This is a genomic window from Nonomuraea sp. NPDC051941 (assembly GCF_044593615.1).
In genome coordinates this window covers 1-18,678 of sequence record NZ_JBIUCF010000090.1, presented here as the reverse complement: position 1 = coordinate 18,678, position 18,678 = coordinate 1, and the positions used below count along the sequence as shown (strand labels likewise).

Annotated in this window: 19 protein-coding genes; 10 read left to right on the top strand and 9 right to left on the bottom strand. The window is 70.4% G+C overall.

Going from position 1 to position 18,678, the window contains the following annotated elements:
* Positions 1–42 precede the first annotated feature (42 nt).
* On the top strand, positions 43–1,359 hold the full coding sequence (locus ACIHFD_RS64945) for a hypothetical protein (RefSeq protein WP_397375452.1): 1,317 nt from the start codon (positions 43–45) through the stop codon (positions 1,357–1,359).
* Here the strand turns inward: ACIHFD_RS64945 and ACIHFD_RS64940 are convergent.
* The gene (locus ACIHFD_RS64940; protein ID WP_397375467.1) at positions 1,340–1,768 is read right to left on the bottom strand and encodes a WD40 repeat domain-containing protein; all 429 of its coding nucleotides are present in this window, start codon (positions 1,766–1,768) and stop codon (positions 1,340–1,342) included. The two genes, ACIHFD_RS64945 and ACIHFD_RS64940, sit on opposite strands and share 20 nt — an antisense overlap.
* On the opposite strand from ACIHFD_RS64940, the gene ACIHFD_RS64935 reads away from it, so the two are divergent.
* Positions 1,670–1,939: a hypothetical protein gene (locus ACIHFD_RS64935; protein WP_397375470.1), complete on the top strand. Its 270-nt coding sequence runs from the start codon at positions 1,670–1,672 to the stop codon at positions 1,937–1,939. The two genes, ACIHFD_RS64940 and ACIHFD_RS64935, sit on opposite strands and share 99 nt — an antisense overlap.
* Positions 1,940–2,051: 112 nt before the next feature.
* Here the strand turns inward: ACIHFD_RS64935 and ACIHFD_RS64930 are convergent, their stop codons facing one another.
* From ACIHFD_RS64930 to ACIHFD_RS64920, 3 genes are all read right to left on the bottom strand, one after another.
* Positions 2,052–2,831, bottom strand: coding sequence for an ABC transporter permease (locus ACIHFD_RS64930; RefSeq protein WP_397375451.1), 780 nt, complete (start codon positions 2,829–2,831; stop codon positions 2,052–2,054).
* Positions 2,824–3,843, bottom strand: coding sequence for an ABC transporter ATP-binding protein (locus ACIHFD_RS64925; protein WP_397375450.1), 1,020 nt, complete (start codon positions 3,841–3,843; stop codon positions 2,824–2,826). The genes ACIHFD_RS64930 and ACIHFD_RS64925 overlap by 8 nt, the downstream gene beginning before the upstream one ends.
* 179 nt (positions 3,844–4,022) lie before the next feature.
* The gene (locus ACIHFD_RS64920; RefSeq protein WP_319708945.1) at positions 4,023–4,484 is read right to left on the bottom strand and encodes a helix-turn-helix domain-containing protein; all 462 of its coding nucleotides are present in this window, start codon (positions 4,482–4,484) and stop codon (positions 4,023–4,025) included.
* Between the two features lie 157 nt (positions 4,485–4,641).
* On the opposite strand from ACIHFD_RS64920, the gene ACIHFD_RS64915 reads away from it, so the two are divergent.
* The 5 genes from ACIHFD_RS64915 to ACIHFD_RS64895 all read left to right on the top strand — a co-directional run bounded on the left by ACIHFD_RS64915 (position 4,642) and on the right by ACIHFD_RS64895 (position 10,565).
* On the top strand, positions 4,642–6,255 hold the full coding sequence (locus ACIHFD_RS64915) for a CocE/NonD family hydrolase (protein WP_397375449.1): 1,614 nt from the start codon (positions 4,642–4,644) through the stop codon (positions 6,253–6,255).
* The gene (locus tag ACIHFD_RS64910; RefSeq protein ID WP_397375448.1) at positions 6,252–7,268 is read left to right on the top strand and encodes an NAD-dependent epimerase/dehydratase family protein; all 1,017 of its coding nucleotides are present in this window, start codon (positions 6,252–6,254) and stop codon (positions 7,266–7,268) included. The genes ACIHFD_RS64915 and ACIHFD_RS64910 overlap by 4 nt, the downstream gene beginning before the upstream one ends.
* On the top strand, positions 7,265–8,563 hold the full coding sequence (locus ACIHFD_RS64905; protein WP_397375447.1) for a glycosyltransferase: 1,299 nt from the start codon (positions 7,265–7,267) through the stop codon (positions 8,561–8,563). The genes ACIHFD_RS64910 and ACIHFD_RS64905 overlap by 4 nt, the downstream gene beginning before the upstream one ends.
* The gene (locus ACIHFD_RS64900) at positions 8,560–9,738 is read left to right on the top strand and encodes a cytochrome P450 (protein ID WP_397375446.1); all 1,179 of its coding nucleotides are present in this window, start codon (positions 8,560–8,562) and stop codon (positions 9,736–9,738) included. Before ACIHFD_RS64905 ends, ACIHFD_RS64900 begins: the two co-directional genes overlap by 4 nt.
* Positions 9,739–10,148: 410 nt before the next feature.
* A complete protein-coding gene (locus tag ACIHFD_RS64895) occupies positions 10,149–10,565 on the top strand; it encodes a Na+/H+ antiporter NhaA (protein ID WP_397375445.1) in 417 nt (138 codons plus the stop codon).
* 558 nt (positions 10,566–11,123) lie between these two features.
* Here ACIHFD_RS64895 and ACIHFD_RS64890 read toward each other — a convergent pair.
* Both ACIHFD_RS64890 and ACIHFD_RS64885 read right to left on the bottom strand, forming a co-directional pair.
* Positions 11,124–11,645 (bottom strand): RICIN domain-containing protein, encoded by a 522-nt coding sequence (locus ACIHFD_RS64890; RefSeq protein ID WP_397375444.1) that lies wholly within the window; start codon positions 11,643–11,645, stop codon positions 11,124–11,126.
* 63 nt (positions 11,646–11,708) lie between these two features.
* Complete coding sequence (locus ACIHFD_RS64885; RefSeq protein WP_397375443.1) at positions 11,709–12,326, bottom strand: hypothetical protein; 618 nt, start codon at positions 12,324–12,326, stop codon at positions 11,709–11,711.
* A 223-nt stretch (positions 12,327–12,549) separates the two neighbouring features.
* Here ACIHFD_RS64885 and ACIHFD_RS64880 point away from each other — a divergent pair, with 223 nt between their 5' ends.
* Both ACIHFD_RS64880 and ACIHFD_RS64875 read left to right on the top strand, forming a co-directional pair.
* Entirely contained in the window at positions 12,550–14,511 is a 1,962-nt protein-coding gene (locus ACIHFD_RS64880; RefSeq protein ID WP_397375442.1) for a sensor histidine kinase, read from the top strand.
* A complete protein-coding gene (locus tag ACIHFD_RS64875) occupies positions 14,508–15,191 on the top strand; it encodes a response regulator (RefSeq protein WP_397375441.1) in 684 nt (227 codons plus the stop codon). Before ACIHFD_RS64880 ends, ACIHFD_RS64875 begins: the two co-directional genes overlap by 4 nt.
* Positions 15,192–15,199: 8 nt before the next feature.
* Here the strand turns inward: ACIHFD_RS64875 and ACIHFD_RS64870 are convergent, their stop codons facing one another.
* A complete protein-coding gene (locus tag ACIHFD_RS64870) occupies positions 15,200–15,793 on the bottom strand; it encodes a hypothetical protein (protein ID WP_397375469.1) in 594 nt (197 codons plus the stop codon).
* Positions 15,794–15,836: 43 nt separating this feature from the next.
* On the opposite strand from ACIHFD_RS64870, the gene ACIHFD_RS64865 reads away from it, so the two are divergent.
* Positions 15,837–16,070: a tyrosine-type recombinase/integrase gene (locus ACIHFD_RS64865; RefSeq protein WP_397375466.1), complete on the top strand. Its 234-nt coding sequence runs from the start codon at positions 15,837–15,839 to the stop codon at positions 16,068–16,070.
* Between the two features lie 102 nt (positions 16,071–16,172).
* Here the strand turns inward: ACIHFD_RS64865 and ACIHFD_RS64860 are convergent, their stop codons facing one another.
* Together ACIHFD_RS64860 and ACIHFD_RS64855 are read right to left on the bottom strand one after the other, a co-directional pair.
* Complete coding sequence (locus ACIHFD_RS64860) at positions 16,173–16,778, bottom strand: TetR/AcrR family transcriptional regulator (protein ID WP_397375440.1); 606 nt, start codon at positions 16,776–16,778, stop codon at positions 16,173–16,175.
* Positions 16,775–18,250, bottom strand: a complete 1,476-nt coding sequence (locus tag ACIHFD_RS64855; RefSeq protein WP_397375439.1) for an FAD-dependent oxidoreductase — start codon at positions 18,248–18,250, stop codon at positions 16,775–16,777. Before ACIHFD_RS64855 ends, ACIHFD_RS64860 begins: the two co-directional genes overlap by 4 nt.
* Positions 18,251–18,678: the final 428 nt, after the last annotated feature.

The following is an 18,678-nucleotide window of genomic DNA, read 5'->3' as shown; positions in this document are numbered from 1 at the left end:
CCCGCTAGGCCTGATCCGGCCTCGCCTTGGAAGGAAGCGCATATGACGATGCCCCCGACGGTGTCTGTCGCTGAAGCGATAGAGATTCGTCCCAATGAGCCGCTGGTCGGCTCCGTGCGTGTCGACGGGTCGAAGAATGCCACGCTGCCGTTGGCGGCGGCGGCCGCGACGCTGGGTCGGCCGGTGCACCTGGGCAATGCGTCGCAGTGCGAGGACGTGCGGACCATGTTGAGCCTGCTCCAGCAGTGCGGATACGGCGTCGCGAGGGCCGTCACCAATCCGGAGGAGGTCGTGATTCAGCCGATCTCCGTGGCCGGACCGCTGCCCAAGCTCTCTCATGCGGGGAGTATCCGTGCCTCGTACTACCTAGTGCCAGCGCTACTGGCCTCCTTCGGGCAAGCTCGTCTGCCGTGGCCAGGGGGATGCCCTGTGGGCGAACGGGGCATGGACCTGCATTTCCGTATCTATGAATCGTTCGGGGATCAAGTACATCTGGACGGCGCGGGATACCAGGTGCGCCGGGCAGCGAGCCGGATGAGTGCGGTGGAGATCGGGCTACCGTTCCGCTCGAGAGGTGCGACGGTGGTGGCGATGCTGCGCGCAGTGATCGACCGTTGTCCGCTGACTCTGTTCCAGCCGAACCTGTCCCCGGAGGTGACGGAGATCCTCGCGTTCTTGCGTGAAGCCGGCTGGGATACGTGCGGGGATGAGGACGTCGTCAACCTGGCGCCTCCGTACGACGGCGATAACGGGTCGCTCGCTTGGGAGGTGCCGGGAGACAAGGTCGAGGCCGTCACCCTGGCTTGTGCGGTGGCGATGACCCGGGGCTGCGCGTTGATCAAGGGTGTTCGGCCGGCGGACGTGCAGCCGGCGATGGAAGCGTTCGCCTGGCTCGGGATTCCCGCGCACACCACCGCCGACGCGGTGATGATGCAGGCCATCGACACCCAGCTGACCGGGCAACCGTTGCGGGCGATCGCGTCGCTGACACCCGGCGGGTTGGACGCCGACTTCGAGCCACCACTAATGGCCCTGGCGCTCGGGACTCCCGGGACGCATCTGTTCGCCGATGCCATCAATCCGGGCCAGCACGGCAACCTGATCCCCCAGCTGGCCCGACTCGGAGCGGTCATCGAGCAGCTGTCCGCGACACACTGCCGGTTCTCGGGGCCGCAGCGACTCGTCGGGGCCAGCGTGACGGCCAACGACATCCGCAGCGGCTCCACCCTCATCCTCGCTGGACTGACCGCCGACGGCGTCACCACCGTCAAAGGCATGGCCCAGCTGCGCCGCGGGCACGCGGATCTACCGCACAAGCTCCGACAACTCGGCGCGAACATCACCGAGGGCGCGGCATGAGTACACAACGCGTGCTGGAACGCATCGTGGCCACCGCCAACGTCCACTCAAACTTCGACCGCCCTCTCCAATGCTCACGCACACCGCAGGCGTCCCTCTGCGGGCCAATCTCCGAGCCCTCGTCCGGGAGGTATCGGTCCCATTCCTGCCTGTCGAGCGAGCGGCCCGCCAGCGCACAGGTCGCTGCGGATGCGTCTGCGGGCAGGGCTGGGTCCCACAGCCGCACGGTCTTGTCGCGGCTGCCGGTGGCCAGGGTTTTGCCGTCAGGGCTGAACGCCGCTGAGAAGATGGGACACCGGCCCCTGATGAGATGGCGGCCGTTCAGGCGCGCATCACCGAGGAGTTGGCACGCTTGGTCGCTCCGGCTCGGTTGCCGGTCGGACCGCCTGCGGCCTATGTGCGGCGTCATCTCCTGGAGCACGCCGCTGCCGACAACGTGCTCGATGAGCGGGTGGTTACGCCGGAGTTCCTGCCGTTTGCCGATATCGGGCGACTGCGTGAGGTCTCGGGGCGAGCGTCCCTGCGCACCTCGCATGTCTCCGGCCTGCTCACCGCATGCCGCAGAGTCGGGTATGCCTGAGACTGCTTCCCCTTCTTCTGGGTGAGCCTTATCCCGCCCGTGGCGTGCTTGTACCGCGCCCAGGCATGACGATTCCGCTCGTCGGCGGGCGCATACTGTCCTCGTCTGGGTGTCATCGGGTGTGATCGGCGCGGTTCCACCAGATCGCGGTCGTAACGGCGCCGGTCGCGCCGGTGACAGTCACCAGCAGCAGGCCGAGCGGGCCGGGCGGGTGCTGATCAGGGCCTGCGATGCCAGCGAACAGGCCGGGCACTGACCACGGGAAGTAGGCTCCGTAGCCAAGCGCAGCGATCACCTGGGCGCAGAACACGAGGCCGAACAGGGCGCCGACGGCGGCCAGGTAGCCGCGACCGATGCTGGCAGCCAAGGCCAGGGGCGTGGTGGTCAGGGCGGCCAGCCCGGCCGCGGCCAGGATGCGCCCGAGACCGGTGGCCGCAGCCGGAGCCGACCAGGTGGGTAGGCCGAGAAGGGCGCCGATGAGCAGGCCGAGCCCGGCCAGCAGGAGGGCCAGCAGCAGCGCCCAGACGGCGGCGACGGCGAACTTGGCGGCCACGATGGCGGTGCGGGAGGTGGGCAGGACGAGCAGGTTCGTGGCGGTGTGGTCGCTGAACTCGCGGCCGAACAGCCAGATGGCGATGAGCCCGTAGACGCCGCCTCCGCCCACCGCGCCGGCCTGGGCGAGCAGAGCGAGGTAGCCGGGCCAGTCGGCGCTGGCGCCCGACAGCTGGGCTTTGTCGCCGAGTAGCCCCAGCGCTCGGGCACGGGCGGGGTCGGCCAGGATGAACATGAACATGCCGCACACCAGCGCGGCGAGGGTGAAGGCCAGCGCGGTGATCCAGGGCAGGCGGCTACGCCGCACCTTGAGCAGTTCGGCCCACAGCGCCTCACGCATCCTGGGTCCCCTCCTCAGCGAACTGGCCGGGCTGTTCGGCGGGCGCTGTCTGTCCGATCGTGCGCAGGAAGTAGGCCTCCAGGTCTTCTTCCTCCAGCCGCAGCTCGGTAGGCGGCACTCCGCCGTGCACCAGCACGGCGGCGACCTGGTCCGGCCAAGAGAGGGCGCGCTCGTCGGTGAGCAGCAGCTCGTCCGGCGCGGCGGGGGCGGGGTGGTAGCCGTGCGCGCGCAGCACCGCGTGGGCGGTAGCGTCGTCGCGGGTGGCCAGGCGCAGGTGGCGGTGCCGGTGCTGGTCCAGTTGGTCGGCGTCGTGTTCGCCGATGAGGCGGCCGTGGTGAAGGATGCCGATGCGGGTGGCCAGGCGGGCGACCTCGGCCAGCAGGTGGCTGGACAGGAACACGGTGGTGCCGTACTGGTGAGCCAGGTCGGCGAGTAGGGCGCGGATCTCGGCGACGCCGGCGGGGTCCAGGCCGTTGACGGGTTCGTCGAGGATGAGCAGGCCGGGGGCGTTGATGAGGGCCCTGGCCAGGGCCAGGCGCTGCAGGTTGCCAAGCGAGAGTGTACGGGCGCGGCGCTCGGCGTAGGGGGCCAGCGCCAGGCGTTCGATGATGTCGTCGGCGGTGCCGGGCAGGCGGCGCAGCCGGCGGACCACCTCCAGGTTCTCGCGCACGGTCAACTCCGGATAGGCGGCGGCCGCCTCCACCAGGTAGCCCACCTTCGCCCAGGCTGTGCGCTCGCCCGCGGAGACGTCGGCGCCCAGGACGCGCACGGTCCCGGCGGTGGGGGCGATCATGCCGAGCAGCATGCGGATGAGGGTCGTCTTGCCGGCGCCGTTGAGGCCCAGCAGGGCGTAGATCTGTCCCGCCTGCACGTGCAGGGTGACGTCGTCGACGGCCGTCACGTCGCGATAGCGCTTGCTCAGGTGGGCGATGTCGATGACGGGCGCGGCCGCGCAGGTCGTGGGCGCGGGCTGAGCTGTGGCGCCATCAGATGGTGGGGTTCGGGGGCGCACGGGCACATCCTTGTCTCGATGCGGACTGGACATGCCGACCAGGCTTCCCGGCTCACCTGGCGTCAGATTATCCCTACCGAGCCGTGCCGGATAGTGCGCTCCCGTCTTTCGGCATCGCCGGCATTGCTGTCCCGGTCACGTGGACGCGGGCCTGGTGACGCTGGTGTGGTGAGGCATGCTCAGCGCGGTGCGTGTTTCTCTTCCCAGCGGCGCAGCAGGCCGGGCAGTTCACCCAGCAGGAACTCATAGAAGTCGCGCATCCGCGTCAGCCGTGCGTGGGCCAGGTCGCCGGAGGCGGTGGCGGCGATGCCGGTCTCGGCGGCCTGCAGCATGACGTTGACGACGGTGTTCTGGGTGGAGAACAGGGTGGCCCAGGCGTCGTCACGCAGCCGGTAGTGCTCGCGGCGGCTACCGGGGGCGGGCAGGCGTTCGATCAAGCCGACCGACAGCAGGGCCTTGACCGCGCCGGACACTGATCCCGCGCTGACGCCGAGCCGGTCGGCGATATCGCCCATGGTGACGGTCTCGGCGTCGGTGAACAGGAAGACCGCCAGGGCTCGCGCCGACATGCGTTGCAGGCCGCCCTCGGTCAGCACCAGTGCCAGCCGTTCGGCGGCCTGCCACCGTTCCTGATCGCTCACCCGGTCACCTCCTCCGGGCAGCATAGCGAAGCAATTCAGGCTTCAGAAATTTCCGAACTTTCGCTATATTTCCGGTATCAACCTCCGTCAGGAGCGCGATGGAGTGCCGGGAAGCCTGGTCGGCGAACACCACTGCCGACCCCGGAAGGCGATCCCGATGACGCTTCTCAGCCGCTTGTTCGACGTCTGTCCCGAGCACCGGCATCCAGTACGGGTCCAGCGCGACCTGGTGATCCCCGCCGCCGACGGTGTGCGCCTGCTGGCCGACCGGCACTTTCCCGCCGACGTCGAGCGGCCGCCGCTGGTCCTGCTGCGCAGCCCGTACGGCCGAGGCAACGCCCTGGACGGCATGCCCGCGCTGCTGGCCGAACGCGGCTACCAGGTGCTCTATCAGAGCCTGCGCGGCACCGCCGGATCAGCCGGACGTTTCGACGGCTTCACCATCGACCCCGCCGACGCCGACGGAACGCTCACCTGGCTGCGCGCCCAGCCCTGGTTCGGTGACCGGCTGGCCACCTGGGGAGCCAGCTACCTCGGCTACACGCAGTGGGAGCTGGCCGCCCGCGACATCCCCGAATGGAAGATCGCCCTCATCCAGGATGCCCCCGCGGAGTTCGCACACCGCTTCATGTACCCGGGCGGGGCTTTCGCGCTGGGCAACGCCCTGGGCTGGGTCCAGATGGTGGACCAGATGTTCACCGGCGGCTACTCCATCATCCGCCAACTACTGTCCATGGCCGGCGCCGCCGGCAAGCTGAGGCGGGCCACGCTGACGCTCCCTCTGGACGAGGCCGACCTGGCGCTGACCAGACACCGCGTCCCCTGGTTCCACGAGTGGGTCGAGCATGGCCCGGACGACCCCTATTGGTCCCGCATGGACCATCGCACGAACGTCGCCCGCATGCCGCCCACCGTGCACCTGCAGGGCGGCTGGGACGACTTCTTCCTGTCCGGCATGCTCGCCGACTACGCCGCGCTGCGGGCCGCGGGACGCCAGGTCCGGCTGCTGATCGGACCGTGGGGGCACGGCAGGGGCCTCTACACCCGCCACGGCCTGCAAGATGCGCTGGCCGCGCTGGACGCGGCTCTGCTCGGCAAGCAGCCGCCGTCAGGGGTGCGGCTCTTCATCACGGGTGTGGGCCACTGGGAGGACCTGCCCGGATGGCCGCCCCCGCATGAGCCGACCCCCTGGCACCTGCACCCCGGCGGACGACTCAGCAACGAAGTCGCCACGGACGGCATGCCACCCAGCCGCTACCGGTACGACCCCGGCGACCCGACTCCCACGATCGGCGGCACCGCGGTCAGCCTGTCCGCCGGCCGCAAGGATAACCGCCGCATCGAGGCCAGATCGGACGTCCTCACCTTCACCTCCGACCCGCTGCCACACGACATCGACGTCATCGGCCCAGTCAGAGCACGCCTGCACGCCCGCTCGTCCATCCCGTACGTCGACTACTTCACCCGCCTGTGCGATGTGTCACCCCGTGGCCGTTCGACCAACCTGTGCGACGGCATCGTCCGCCTCAGCGAGCCCGGCGACATCCGGGTTGCCGACATCGAGCTGTGGCCGCTGGCTCACCGCTTCGCACGTGGCCACCGGATCCGGCTGCAGGTCGCCAGCGGCGCCCATCCCCGCTTCGGCCGCAACCCCGGCACCGGCGGCCCTCTCGCCACGGCACGCGATCTGCGCCCGTCCAGCCACGAAATCTTCCACGACCCCGAACACCCCTCGGCCATCTGGCTTCCCGTCTTCTCAGGAGCGTCATGAAACTGCTGGTTCTCGGCGGAACCCACCACGTCGGCCGCGCCGTCGTGGAAACCGCGCTCGAACGGGGCGACGAGGTGACCACGCTGAATCGCGGCCTGAGCCGCGTGCCCGCGCCCGGCATCCGCGCTCTGGTCGCCGACCGAAGGGATACCGAAGCGGTCCAGGCCGCGCTCGGCCGCCAGGAGTGGCATGCCGTCATCGATACCTGGGCATGGGCGCCGCGCGTGGTCCGCGACAGCGCTCACCTGCTGGCCGGCCGGGCAGGACATTACGGGTATGTCTCCAGCCGAGGCGTCTACCGCTGGCCCTGGCCACCTGGCGCCGACGAGCACGCCCCGCTCGTGGACGGCGACCCTGCGAGCGAGGTCGACGCCGACTACCCGGCCGCCAAACGCGGCGGCGAGCTGGCCGTACTGGAGGCGTTCGGCGAGCGCGCTCTGCTGGCCCGGGCCGGCACGATCCTCGGCCCGTACGAGGACGTCGGCCGTATCCCGTGGTGGCTGCGCCGCCTGGCCAAGGGCGGCCAGATGCTCGCGCCGGGCCCCGCCGACACGCCGCTGCAGTACATCGACGCCCGTGACCTGGCCTCCTGGATGCTCGCATCCGCCGAAAACGGTGTCGGGGGCGCCTCCAATGTGGCCGGGCCACCCGGCCAGGTCACGATCGGCGAGCTGCTGGCGACCGCGCTGGCGGTGACCGGAGCTGATGCCGAACTGGTGTGGGCGCCGGCGGAGCTGCTGGAGGAAGAGCGTTTCCCGCTCGGCATGGAGTTCGGCCTGCGCTACCTGAACGACCCGGCCCCCACCGGCATCCACGACGCAGACGTCGGCGCCGCCCTCGCCGCCGGACTGACCTGCCGCCCACTTCGCGACACGCTGGCCGACACCTGGGCCTGGCTGCGGGCCGAAGGCGACCCGCCGACGCGGCCCGACGCGCCCGCGACCGACACTTGGTTCGACCCGGCCACCGAGCGCCACGTGCTCGCCCGCCTCACCCAGGGTGGTGGCCGGTGAAGGTTCTCATCCTCACCCATGGCACCCGTGGTGACGTGCAGCCGTACGCCGCCCTCGCGTTGGCCCTGAAGCGTGGCGGTCACGAAGCCGTGCTGGCGGCCCCGGTGGCGATGGCGGGCCTGGTCGAGCCGCACGGCATCGCCTTCGCGCCGGTGCACGACGGGCCGAACACGCTCATCGACGACCCGGACATCCGTCAGGCCATCGAGAGCAACTACCGCGGCCTGCGCGGCAAGCAGGTGGCCCTGCAGGTGATGCGCCGCAGCAAGCCGCTCATGGCCAAGGTCTTCGCCGACATGGCCGACGTAGCAGTAGACGGGGCGGGCCAGGGCGCCGACCTGGTCGTGCACGCGCCCGGCATCCCGGCCCAGCATTTGGCCGAACGGCTCGGCGTGCCCGCGGTGCCCGCCGCACTGCAACCGGTGTGGGTGCCCACTGCCGCCTTCCGCAACCCGATGCTGCCGCTGCCGCTGCCCAAGGCGCTGAATCGGGCCTCCTACCCGCCGATCAAACTGATGTTGCGCTCGTTCGGCGGCATTGCCGACGACCTGCGCAAACACCGGCTGGACCTGCCCCGGCGGCGCGGGCGGCACGACATCCTGCGCCGCCCCGACGGACGTCCGGCGACCGTTCTGCACGGCTTCAGCCGCCATCTGCTGCCGCACGGTCCGGCAGGTGGCCTGGACTATCCGGCGTGGGTGCACACCACCGGCTTCTGGTTCCTGCCCGCCCCACCTGGCTGGACGCCGTCGGCGGACCTGGCCTCCTTCCTCGACGCGGGTCCGGCGCCGGTGTACATCGGGTTCGGCAGCATGGCGGGTACCGACCCCGAGCGTCTGGGTCGAATCGTCACCGAGGCCATCCGATTGGCGGGGGTGCGGGCGGTGCTGGCCTCCGGCTGGGGCGGCATCCAGGCCACCGACCTGCCCGGCACCATGCACGACACCGTGCACCTGCTCAATGAGGCCCCGCATGACTGGCTGCTGCCGCGGATGGCCGCGATCGTGCATCACGGCGGCAGCGGCACCACCGGTGCGGCGCTGGCCGCCGGACGGCCGCAGGTCATCTGCCCGTTCGTCGCCGATCAGCCGTTCTGGGCCGGCCGCGCGTACGCGGCCGGCGTGGCCGTGCCGCCCCAGCCCCAGCGGCGTCTCACCCCGGACACTCTCGCCGCCGCCATCCGCCTGGCCGCCTCCGACGCCCGGATGGCGGCGGCCGCCGCCGAGTTCGGGCAGCGCGTGCGGGCCGAGGCCGGGACTACTCGCGCCGTCACGATTCTGGAGTCGCTGGTATGACCATGAACCACCTCCGCGACCTGGCCAGCGCCACCGACCGGGACGCTTTCTTGGCCAAGCTGGCGGCCGAGGGGCCGGTCAGCCGCGGCGTGTATCTGGACGGCACACCGCTGTGGTTGGTCACCGGCCATGCCGCGAGCCTCATCGTGCTGACCGACCCGCGCTTCAGCAGCGACCCGGCCAAACAGGCCACCTTCGACCTGGCCGCATCCGCCGGTCTGCCTGATGACGTGGCTCCGTACCTGCTGCGCACGCTCGGCGCCTACGACCCGCCGGACCACACCCGGCTGCGGCGGCTGGTGTCGCGGGCGTTCACCGCCCGCCGCATCGAGCGGCTGCGCCCGCGCATCCAGCAGATCGCCGAGGAGTTGCTGGACGGCCTGCCGGAGCAATTCGACCTCATCGAGTGCTTCGCCTACCCACTGCCGATCCAGGTCATCTGTGAACTGCTCGGCGTGCCTGCGGAAGATCGCGCTACCTGGCGGGTGTGGGCCGGCGACCTGACCGCCCCGGACCCGGCCCGGATCGCGGCCGGGGCACGCGGGCTTGTGGCGTACATGGCCCAGCTCATCGCCCGCAAGACGGGCCAGGGCGGCGATGACCTGCTGTCGGCGCTCATCACCGTGCGGGACGACGATGGGGACCGGCTCAGCGAGCACGAGCTGATCGCGTTGTCCGTCAGCATCCTGATCGCCGGCCACGAGACCACGGTCGGCCTCATCAGTCAGAGCGTCCACCTGATCCTCACCCGGTCGCTGCAACTCGGCGACGATGACATCGCTCGTGCGGTGGAGGAGTTCCTGCGCTACAGCGGTCCCGCCGAGATCGCCGTCCTGCGCTACGCGCTCGAACCGGTCGAGCTCGGCGGCGTCACCATCGGCGCGGGTGAGGCCGTCCAGGTGGTGTATGCGGCGGCCAACCGCGACCCGGGCCGCTTCGACCGTCCGCACCAGCTCGACCCGCATCGCGCGGACAACGCCCATCTCGGTTTCGGCCACGGCATCCATTACTGTCTGGGCGCCGCACTGGCCCGCGCCGAGACCGAGATCGCCCTCAGCACCCTCCTGCGCCGCTTGCCGGGGCTGGAATTGGCCGTGCCCGCTGACCAGATCGGCTGGCGGCCCGGCCTGCAACGGGCGCTGGCCGCCCTGCCGGTGCGCGTCCGGCCGAGCTGAGTATTGTCGATCGACGGGCCGCAGGCCAGGAGTTACAGGTCGGCCTGGAGGTAGACGGCGGTGAGGTAGCGCAGCATCTCGGCGGATCCGGCCGCAGCACGGTAGGCCGACCCGACCGCTGGGATGCGACCGCCGACGCACTCGCCATGACGCAGTGCTCAGATGAGTAGTTCGGTCGGCGGAGTCCGGCGGTGGACTTCGCGTGCCGCCTCATGGGAGCGGGTCCGGTGGAGCCGAATCCGTTATGTGGCAGTTTTCGCTTCCTGATACGTTATTGACAGGTGTGTCGGGAAGTCAGGTCGGCAAGTGAGCGACCCGACCCCTGCCGAAGGAGCGGAGTTCCATGCCCGGCACCACCGCCACGCGCACTTCCTACATGTTCAATCGGAGCACCTGGCACCCGCGCCACCTTGGACGAAGGGCTGGCCTGGATCGACATGGCCGGGCTGGCCGTCCTGGCCGGCATCGGGTTCACCGTGTCGCTGCTGATCGGAGAACTGGCGTTCAGCACGGGACAGGCCGACACGCGGGTCAAGATCGCGGTCCTGGCCGGTTCCCTGGCCGCGGCCTTGCTGGCCACGATGATCCTTCGACTGCGCGCCCGCCTCTACCGGCGAATCCATCAGGCCGAGACCGCCGACTCCGACCACGATGGGATCCCCGACCTCTACCAGCAGACCAAGTTCTTCGCCTGCGGCAGCCTAGCTGCCGGTGCAGAGAGAAAACCTGTCCCGTCCGAATCCCGCCCGGACCGGCACCCCGGCCTCCGGTGCCTCCAGGCCCAGGTGATCGGGGTTGAGGAACCCAGGAACAGCAGTTATCGCTGAGATTGATCTTGTGCGGGGTCTAGTCGCTGGCAGGCGCACGAGAGGGCTCGCGTCGTCGTCGCCGCTGGCTGGCCTTCGAGGAGGCTGAGTGCTGAAATTTAGCGCCAGGGAGTTGATCTTCGTACCGGTTCGGTGACGGCCCCCGTTTGGGCTGGTTGTGGGCCCTACGTTCCTGGGTCATGCCCTTCGAATTTCTCTCTGATGTGCAGATCGCCCGCTATGGCCGCTTCCCGAAGGAGTCCTCGGCTGCGGAGCTGCAGCAGTTCTTCCAGCCATAAGGCGGCCCGGACGATGGCATCGGCGATGAAGGTGCTGGCGGCCGTGCCGAGACAGGAACGGCTGCACCGTGCGCTGGGTGATGTCGTGCCGTCCGTTAGCGCTTGTCAGGGCACCTGTAGATCTGTCCTCATGAGGAAACGGCGCTATCTGCGGCCCGAGAGCGGCTTCAAGGCTCCCCGCTTCCTCCCGGCAGCGCCGGCCCCGCACGTCCACCGCATGGCGTAGCAGGCGGACGGCCCCCGCGCCGAGGCGACGCGGGGACCCCGGTTTCGAAGACGTCTAGGCGACCTTGTTGATGTGCCAGCTCTGGTTCTCGCCGCCCCAGCAGCGGGCCTGGACTACCCTGGCGCCGTTGGCGGGGTCCACGTTGGCCACGTCCAGGCACATACCACTGTGCTTGGCGATGACGCGCCTGGTGCCGTCGGCGTTCTTCTTGAGCCGCCACCGCTGGTTGGCTTTGAAGCTGCAGGTCGCCTGGATCACGGCCGCCGCGTTCGCGGTGCTCGCGAAGGCGACGTCCAGGCACTTGCCGCTGTGCCTGGCGACGAACACGTACGACCCGTCGTCGAACTTGCGGGCCTCCCATTGCTGGCTGAGCACTCGGTCCAGGCACTGCCACTGGTGCGTCGGGGTGGCGTGCAGGGTGCTCCCGTGCAGTACGTCCAGGCACTTGCCGCTGTGCTCGGCGACGAACTTGTAGTAGGTGGTTTCGGCGTGGGCGACCCCGGTTCCGGTGAGGGCGAGGCCGGCGGCCGCGGTCAAGGCCACGGTGAGAGCACGGCGGACTGTTGCGAAAGACATGATCGTTCTCCCTTTCATGTGATCCAGAGTGGGTGTGACGAGCGGATTCCTCACGAGTAGGGCCTACTCATTTCTGGACTGATTCCGGGATCCCGGGTTCTTGGCGAGCCACGCCAGGGCCAGGCCGCCGAGGAGAGCCGTGGGCTGGTGGGAGGGGAGCAGCACCGCGACCAGGGCGGCGAGGACGAGCAGGACGCACGCTCCGCGAGAGACGCTGCGGCGGCGCCAACCGGCCACGGCCAGCGTGACGAAACCCACCGCGCACAGCAGCATCTTGGGCACCACGCCGAGGAAGCCGGCCAGACCTGGGCCCTCCCACTGGGCGTCGGTGACCCTCCCTGCGAAGTCCACGCCCACGGTCGCCATGGCCCACGCGGTCGCGGCGAGAAAGGCACAGCCCAGGCCGGCGGTGACGGCGCCCCAGCGGGGCAGCCGAAGCGGGCCTCCGAGCGCGGGCAGGGCGAGAGCGATCGCGAGGAAGCCGAAGGCGATCAGCACGTTGGCGGTGACGCAGAGCGGGCTGCGCACGGCCTCGCGACCGCTGAGGTCGGACAGCAGGAAGAAGCTGGAGATGTACGCGGCCGCGCCGGTCGCGCCGACCAGGCCGCCGGCGACGACGGCGAACTGCGGAGTGAGGACCCGGCTCACCGGAGCCTGGGAACCGTACGAGGTCGTGGACATGGCGTTTCCTTTGCGAGCGATCGGCGGTGGTGGCCGTCGGCGGAGGAGCGGGCCGACGTCAGCAAGAGTGCGGCGCGGGCGGCGTCGTGGTCAGCGGCCGTGCGGCCGATTTCGCCGTTCCGCCCCCGGGTGGAATCGCCCGATGGGTTCCCCCTCACGGGGGAATGAGCGTTCCGCCGGACGGCGGTATCGCGGCCCGGGCGCGGAGCCGTACGCTCCGATCATGGGTGTGACGGCGCCGCCGGACGGACGGCGGGAGCAACTGCTGGACCTACTGTTCGCGCTGGCCCTCGCCGCCGTGACCGTCGCCGACGTCCTCACCCACGATCCGGCCTCCGCGCTCCCGCAGCCCGAGCCGGACGCCGGGCTCGCGGCCTTGGCGCTGATCGCCGCGCTGTCGCTCGCCGTGCGCAGGCGGTGGCCGCTCGCCGCCCTCGGGGTCACGCTGGCCGCGAACACCGCGTTCGAGTGGCTGAGGTGGGATCCGGGGCTGGTCGGGGTCTGTGTGCTGTTCGCGCTGTACGCGGTGGCCGCCTGGCGGCCGGTCCCGCTCTCGCTGGCCTGCCTGGCGGGCACGTACGCGATCACGTTCGCTGTCCTGGTGCTGCGCTCACTGGACACCTTCTCGCTGGCCACTTTGCCCGAGTCGGGGTTCTTCGCCGTGGCCTGGGCGCTGGGGTTCTACGTTCGCCGGTGGCGGCTGGGCAGGGAGGAGGCGATGGCGCGGGCGCTGGAAGCCGAGCGGAGCCGGGCCGCCGTGGTGGAGCAGGCCGTGTTCGCCGAACGGCTGCGCATCGTCCGCGACCTGCACGACATCGTCTCTCACACGCTGTCGGTGATCACCGTGCAGTCAGGTATCGCCCGGCACCTGGTCGACCAGCGACCCGAGCAGGCTGGGCCCGCACTGTCGGCCATCGAGGAGGCCGCCCGCGCCGCGCTGGAAGATCTGCGCCGCATGCTCGGCCTGCTGCGCACACCGTCTCCACTGCCCGACGCTCCACCCCGCCATGACGATGAACTCGGCACGGTCGTCCCCGCTGGGCGGGAGCGGCTGCTCGACCTGCTGACCGGCCTGGCGGTGACCGCAGTGGCGGTCAGCAGCGTGCTGATCACCGACCCGACCGACGCCTACACCTATCACGACCCCGACGCGTGGCTGGAGCTGCTCGCCCTCGGCGCGAGCCTGCCACTGACCCTCCGGCGCCGCTTCCCCATGAGCGTGCTGACCGCGGTCGCGGCCGCGACGTACACGATCGCCGGGCTCGGCCACAACGCCGGGCTGACCCCTCTGTGCATGGTGATCGCGCTCTACACGGTCGCAACGGAGCGTCCGCAACGGTTCGCGGTGGCGGGCCTCGCCCTCGTCTACGCCGGGATGGGCGGCCTCGCCCTGCTCGGCGCGCCGTACTTCGATCACCCACTCGCCCTGGTCACCGTGGCGGCGATCACCGTGGTCTGGGCGCTCGGCCGCTACGCCGGGCACCGGCGGCTGACCATGCACCGGGCGGTCGAGCAAGCACTGGACGCGGAACGGCGCCGCGCGCGGGAGGCCGAGCGGGCCATCGTCGAAGAACGCCTGCGCATCGCGCGTGAGCTGCACGACGTGGTCTCACACACGCTGTCGGTCATCGCCGTCCAGTCGGGCGTAGCCGCTCACCTCATCGGCATCCAGCCGCACAAGGCCGCGCCCGCGCTCGCCGCAGTCGAGGAAGCCGGCCGCACCGCCATGGAAGATCTGCGCCGCATGCTCGAGCTGCTCCAACCGGAAACCGGATCGGCCGGTCTGGCGCCCGCGCCCGGTCTGGACGAGTTGCGCCTGCTGGCCTCCGTACACCGAGCCGCCCACGGCCCGATCGAGCTGGAGATCGACCCGGCGGTCGCCGACGCACCGGAAAGCCTGCGGCTGACCGTCTACCGGGTGGTGCAGGAAGCGCTGACGAACGCCCGCAAGCACGCCCCCGGCAGCCCGGTGCGAGTCGGCGTGCAGGCCGCCCACGAACACATCGACATCCGCATCGACGACGACGGCCCGGGCTCGCCCACCACCAGCGGCGGATTCGGCCTGGTCGGAATGGGCGAGCGCGTGGCACTCTTCGACGGGACGCTGGAGGCCGGCCCACGCCCGGACGGCGGCTTCCGCGTCCACGCCACACTGCCGGCCGCAACGGAACGGGTGAGCCCATGACAACACCCCTGCGCGTCGTGGTCGTCGACGACCAGGAGCTGGTCAGGGCCGGATTCGTCGCCCTGCTATCAGCCACCCCCGACCTCGAGGTCGCCGGCGAGGCCGGGCAGGGCGAGGAGGCCGTACGGGTGGTCCGCGCCACCCGCCCGGACGTGGTGCTGATGGACGTCCGCATGCCGGTGCTCGACGGCATCGAGGCCACCCGCCGCATCACCGCCGACCCGGCGTGCGCGCAAACGAAGATCGTCGTACTGACCACCTTCGGCCTGGACGAGTACGTCTTCGGGGCGCTGCGCGCCGGCGCAGTGGGATTCCTGCTCAAGGACACCCCTCCGGCCGAGCTGCTACGCGCGGTGCGGGTGGCCGCCGACGGCGACGCGCTGTTGTCCCCGTCGATCGCGCGCCGCCTCATCGAGGCGTTCGCCGTCACCCCGCCGACCGCCGTGGACATAGGTGATCTGCCCGAGCTGACCGAACGGGAGGCCGACGTGCTGCGTCTGGTCGCCCAGGGCCTGTCCAACGCCGACATCGCCGAACGGCTGTACATCGGCGCGGCGACGGTCAAGACGTACGTCAGCAGGCTCCTCACCAAGCTGGACGCCGCCACCCGGGTCCATCTGGTGATCCACGCCTACGAGAGCGGGCTGGTCACGCCGGGCGGCGAACGCCGGCCCGCGTGACCGTCCGGTCATCCGGTCGCCCGCCCGCTGTCATGAACCCCCTCGAACCGCGGCACCGCTACCGTCACCTCGCCGAAGATCACGCCACTGCCATTCGCATCGCCATTGCCCCGCCCACGCTCAAGGCCATCTCGACCCCCGCGGTCTCCTCCTTCTGCCGGTGGGCCGTCCGCCAGGACCGCCTCGACACTCACCCCATGGGCAAGATCGACGCCATCAAGGTACCGAAGACCCTGCCCCGGCCCGCGGTGGCCGACGACGTTGCCAAGGTCCTGGGGATGATCTGCAGCAGAAGACCCCGCAAGGATGTCCCCCTGGACCGGCTCCGCGACCGGGTCCTGTTCGAGATGATCTATGTCTGCGGAGCACGCGCCGCCGAAGGCTGCGGCCTCGCCCTCGAAGACTCCGGCCTCCGCCAGGACGACGAACACGTCCGCATCCACGGCAAGGGCGGCACCGTTCGCACCGTCCGCCTCGACGACCGCGGTTACGTCGCCCTCCTCAAGCTCTACCTCGCCCGCGTCGGCTACCGGTTCGGCCCCGCCTTCCGCGCCAGCATCAACGGCAACGGAGGACCACTGTCTTACGACGCCGCGCACCACCGCTGGGAGCTGGGAGGGCGACTGCGAAGCGGCCGGAGTCGAGATCGACGTCCCCCAGCTCCGCCACGCCCATGCCACCGAACTCATCAACGCCGGCGCCTCCATCGAAGTCGTCCGCCGCCGCCTCGCCCACGCCTCCACCGAGGCCACCCAGCTCTACACCCTGCTTGCCGACGAGGTCGCCGACGCCGAGATCCGCGCCGCCGCGACCCCCGCTGACCTGCCCACAAACCCTCTGCACTTCACCAGACACAACCGAGATCAATCTCAGCGATAAGTGCTGTCGCAGGTTCCTCAACCCCGATGATGACCGAGGTTGCGTCCCCACGATGCCGGCCGGCTGTCGTGATCCCGGCGGTCGCTGTCATGGGTGCGTCTGCTAGGCGGGCGGATACAGGCCGGCCTGGCGGTAGACGGCGGTGAGGTAGCGCAGCATCTCGGCGGCGTCCGGCGGATCCGGCTGCAGCACGCGATAGGTCACCGCCCCGGCCATCATGTCGATCAGCACGTCCAGGTCGGCGTCGGGTGCCACCATGCCGTCCTGCTGGGCGCGACGGAGCATGGCGGCGGCCAGCTCGCGGCGGGGCAGGATGTAGTGCCTCCAGTAGACGGCCATCAGCGATGGATGGCTCACGGCGGAGCCCATGATGCGGGCGACCAGTGCGCGGAAGTCGGGGCTCGCGGCCATCTCGGCCGCTGCGGGAAGGATGTGTTCGATGATGGCCTGCGGCGGTAGGGCGGAGACGTCGGCGGCCGACGGTGTCACCTCGTCGCTGACCCACCGTTCGATGGCCTGGGCGAGCAGGTCCTCTTTGGTGCTCCAGCGGCGGTAGACGGTCAGCTTTCCCACCCCGGCGCGCTTGGCGACCTGTTCGATGCTGGTGCCCTCGACGCCGCGCTCGACGAACAGCTCCAGCGCGGCGTTCAGGATCGCGGTGTCGGTCTCGGGGTCGCGCGGGCGTCCGCGCCCTCGGGTGGCGGTCATCCGAGGGCTCCGTCCAGCCAGCGGGCGAGCTCGGTGGGGCCGCCCTTGCAGGCCAGGTGGGCGTCCGGGCGTACGAGCATGGCGAGCCCGCTTGCGGGCCCTGCGGCGCGGAGGCTGACCACCTGGTCGCCGAGCCGCTGCCGGGCTGCCTCGAAGGCGGCCTGATCGCCGAGCACGGCCCACTTCCCGCGCAGCTCGGCGTGCAAGCGGGTGCGGCTGCCGTCGGGGCGTTCGCAGGCCAGGTCGCCGATGCGGTCGCCGGGGCGGGGCTTGCGACCGCGCCCACCGAGCGGGCCGCGCCGGTAGCTCACCCACAGCTGGGAGGTCGTGTACGTGGTCCAGCGCTGGATCCATGCCTGGTTGAACACCCGCATCAGCACCTGGTCGCGCAGGAGGCGGCCGAGCGGGCTGCCGGCGATGTTGACCTTGGTGGCGGCGGTGCTGCCGCGCAAGACCTGGGTGGCCAGCGGACGGCGTTCGGCCTGGTAGGTGTCGAGCAGCCGCTCTGCGGCCCGCCCCTGCACGACCAGGGCCAGCTTCCAGGCGAGGTTCTCGGCGTCGCCGAGCCCGGTCAGCATGCCCTGCCCACCGAACGGAGCATGCACGTGGGCGGCATCCCCGGCCAGCAGGATGCGCCCGTCGCGGTAGGTATCGGCCAGCCGCCGGTGGACGCTGAACAACGACGCCCAGGTGACGTCGTGCAGACGCAGGCTGGTCAGGCCGGTGCGTTCGGGCAGGATGCGTCGCATGCGTTCGGCGATCTGTTCCTCGCCGGGTTTGTCGTCGCGGAAGGTGGCGTCGTAGGCGAGCAGCCGCCACTGATCGCCTGGCATCGGCATGGCGCCCAGCACGCCGTCGGGGTGTGCCCAGCCGCTGGTGCCCGACCGATCGAGGCCAGTATCGGTGCCGACGTCGAGGCGGCCGTCGACCAGCAGAAACCGTTCGCTGACCTTCACCCCGGGAAAGCGAATCCCCGCCAGCTTTCGAACCGCGCTGGCGCTCCCGTCACAGCCCACCAGCCAGCCCGCCCGGATGGTACGGCCGTCGGCCAGCGTCGCGGTGACTCCGGCCGCGTCCTGCCGCAAGGAGGCCAGTCGCTTATCCCATTCCGGCTGTCCACCCAACTCGGCAAGCCGCTCACGCAGCTGTGCCTCGACCCTGGCCTGGGAGATCACCATCGGTGGAGCCGCGGTGCCCAGCCCTGGGTCGCCGAACCGGATCTTCATCATCGGACGGTTCCCGGCGTAGGTGGTGATCGTCATCGCCCGTACCGACTCCTGCGGCAGATCGCCGAGGGCGTCCAGGCGGTCCAGCACCTCCGAGCCGCGGGCGTGCACGAAGTTCGCGCGTGACGTGGTGGCCGGGCCCTCGGCCTTGTCGATCACGCGGACCGAGACACCGTGCTGCAGCAACGCGCACGCCAGCGCCAGGCCCACCGGCCCGGCGCCGACCACCAGAACATCGGTCTCCATGATCAGCCTTCGATTTATTAACGGAACGGGATCGTAAACATAATCGCGCAACCACTCTGGTGTGTCCAGAGGATGGCGCCTTGCTTCAGATGGCAACTCGTCGGGGTGGGCTATAAGGGGTCGCCTCTGTTGCCCTTGCGGGCGCGGTACCTGATCCAGGCGTGCAGGGCCAGGCCGACGGCGACCGCCATGGCGGCGGGCTACAGCAGCGTCGCGGACCCGCCCGTGGCCAGCCAGACGACGGTGAAGGCGATGAAGACGGTTGCCCGGAGGAGAATGCCGTGGCCCACTCTGTCCACCTGCCTGTATATCGGTTGTGGGTGCTGACGCTGGTCAGAGGAGGTAGCGCAGCCACAGGTACGGCGCGACCAGGGCGACAGTGACCACCGTGACGATCAGGCCGTATTTGGTGAACTGCCAGAAGCTGA

Bases quoted from the DNA above. Each gene is read 5' to 3' on its own strand.
- ACIHFD_RS64945 (WP_397375452.1), top strand. From the start codon at position 43: ATGACGATGCCCCCGACGGTGTCTGTCGCTGAAGCGATAGAGATTCGT.
- ACIHFD_RS64935 (WP_397375470.1), top strand. From the start codon at position 1,670: ATGGCGGCCGTTCAGGCGCGCATCACCGAGGAGTTGGCACGCTTGGTC.
- ACIHFD_RS64940 (WP_397375467.1), bottom strand. From the start codon at position 1,768: ATGACGCCGCACATAGGCCGCAGGCGGTCCGACCGGCAACCGAGCCGG.
- ACIHFD_RS64930 (WP_397375451.1), bottom strand. From the start codon at position 2,831: ATGCGTGAGGCGCTGTGGGCCGAACTGCTCAAGGTGCGGCGTAGCCGC.
- ACIHFD_RS64915 (WP_397375449.1), top strand. From the start codon at position 4,642: ATGACGCTTCTCAGCCGCTTGTTCGACGTCTGTCCCGAGCACCGGCAT.
- ACIHFD_RS64910 (WP_397375448.1), top strand. From the start codon at position 6,252: ATGAAACTGCTGGTTCTCGGCGGAACCCACCACGTCGGCCGCGCCGTC.
- ACIHFD_RS64900 (WP_397375446.1), top strand. From the start codon at position 8,560: ATGACCATGAACCACCTCCGCGACCTGGCCAGCGCCACCGACCGGGAC.
- ACIHFD_RS64890 (WP_397375444.1), bottom strand. From the start codon at position 11,645: ATGTCTTTCGCAACAGTCCGCCGTGCTCTCACCGTGGCCTTGACCGCG.
- ACIHFD_RS64885 (WP_397375443.1), bottom strand. From the start codon at position 12,326: ATGTCCACGACCTCGTACGGTTCCCAGGCTCCGGTGAGCCGGGTCCTC.
- ACIHFD_RS64880 (WP_397375442.1), top strand. From the start codon at position 12,550: ATGGGTGTGACGGCGCCGCCGGACGGACGGCGGGAGCAACTGCTGGAC.
- ACIHFD_RS64875 (WP_397375441.1), top strand. From the start codon at position 14,508: ATGACAACACCCCTGCGCGTCGTGGTCGTCGACGACCAGGAGCTGGTC.
- ACIHFD_RS64860 (WP_397375440.1), bottom strand. From the start codon at position 16,778: ATGACCGCCACCCGAGGGCGCGGACGCCCGCGCGACCCCGAGACCGAC.
- ACIHFD_RS64855 (WP_397375439.1), bottom strand. From the start codon at position 18,250: ATGGAGACCGATGTTCTGGTGGTCGGCGCCGGGCCGGTGGGCCTGGCG.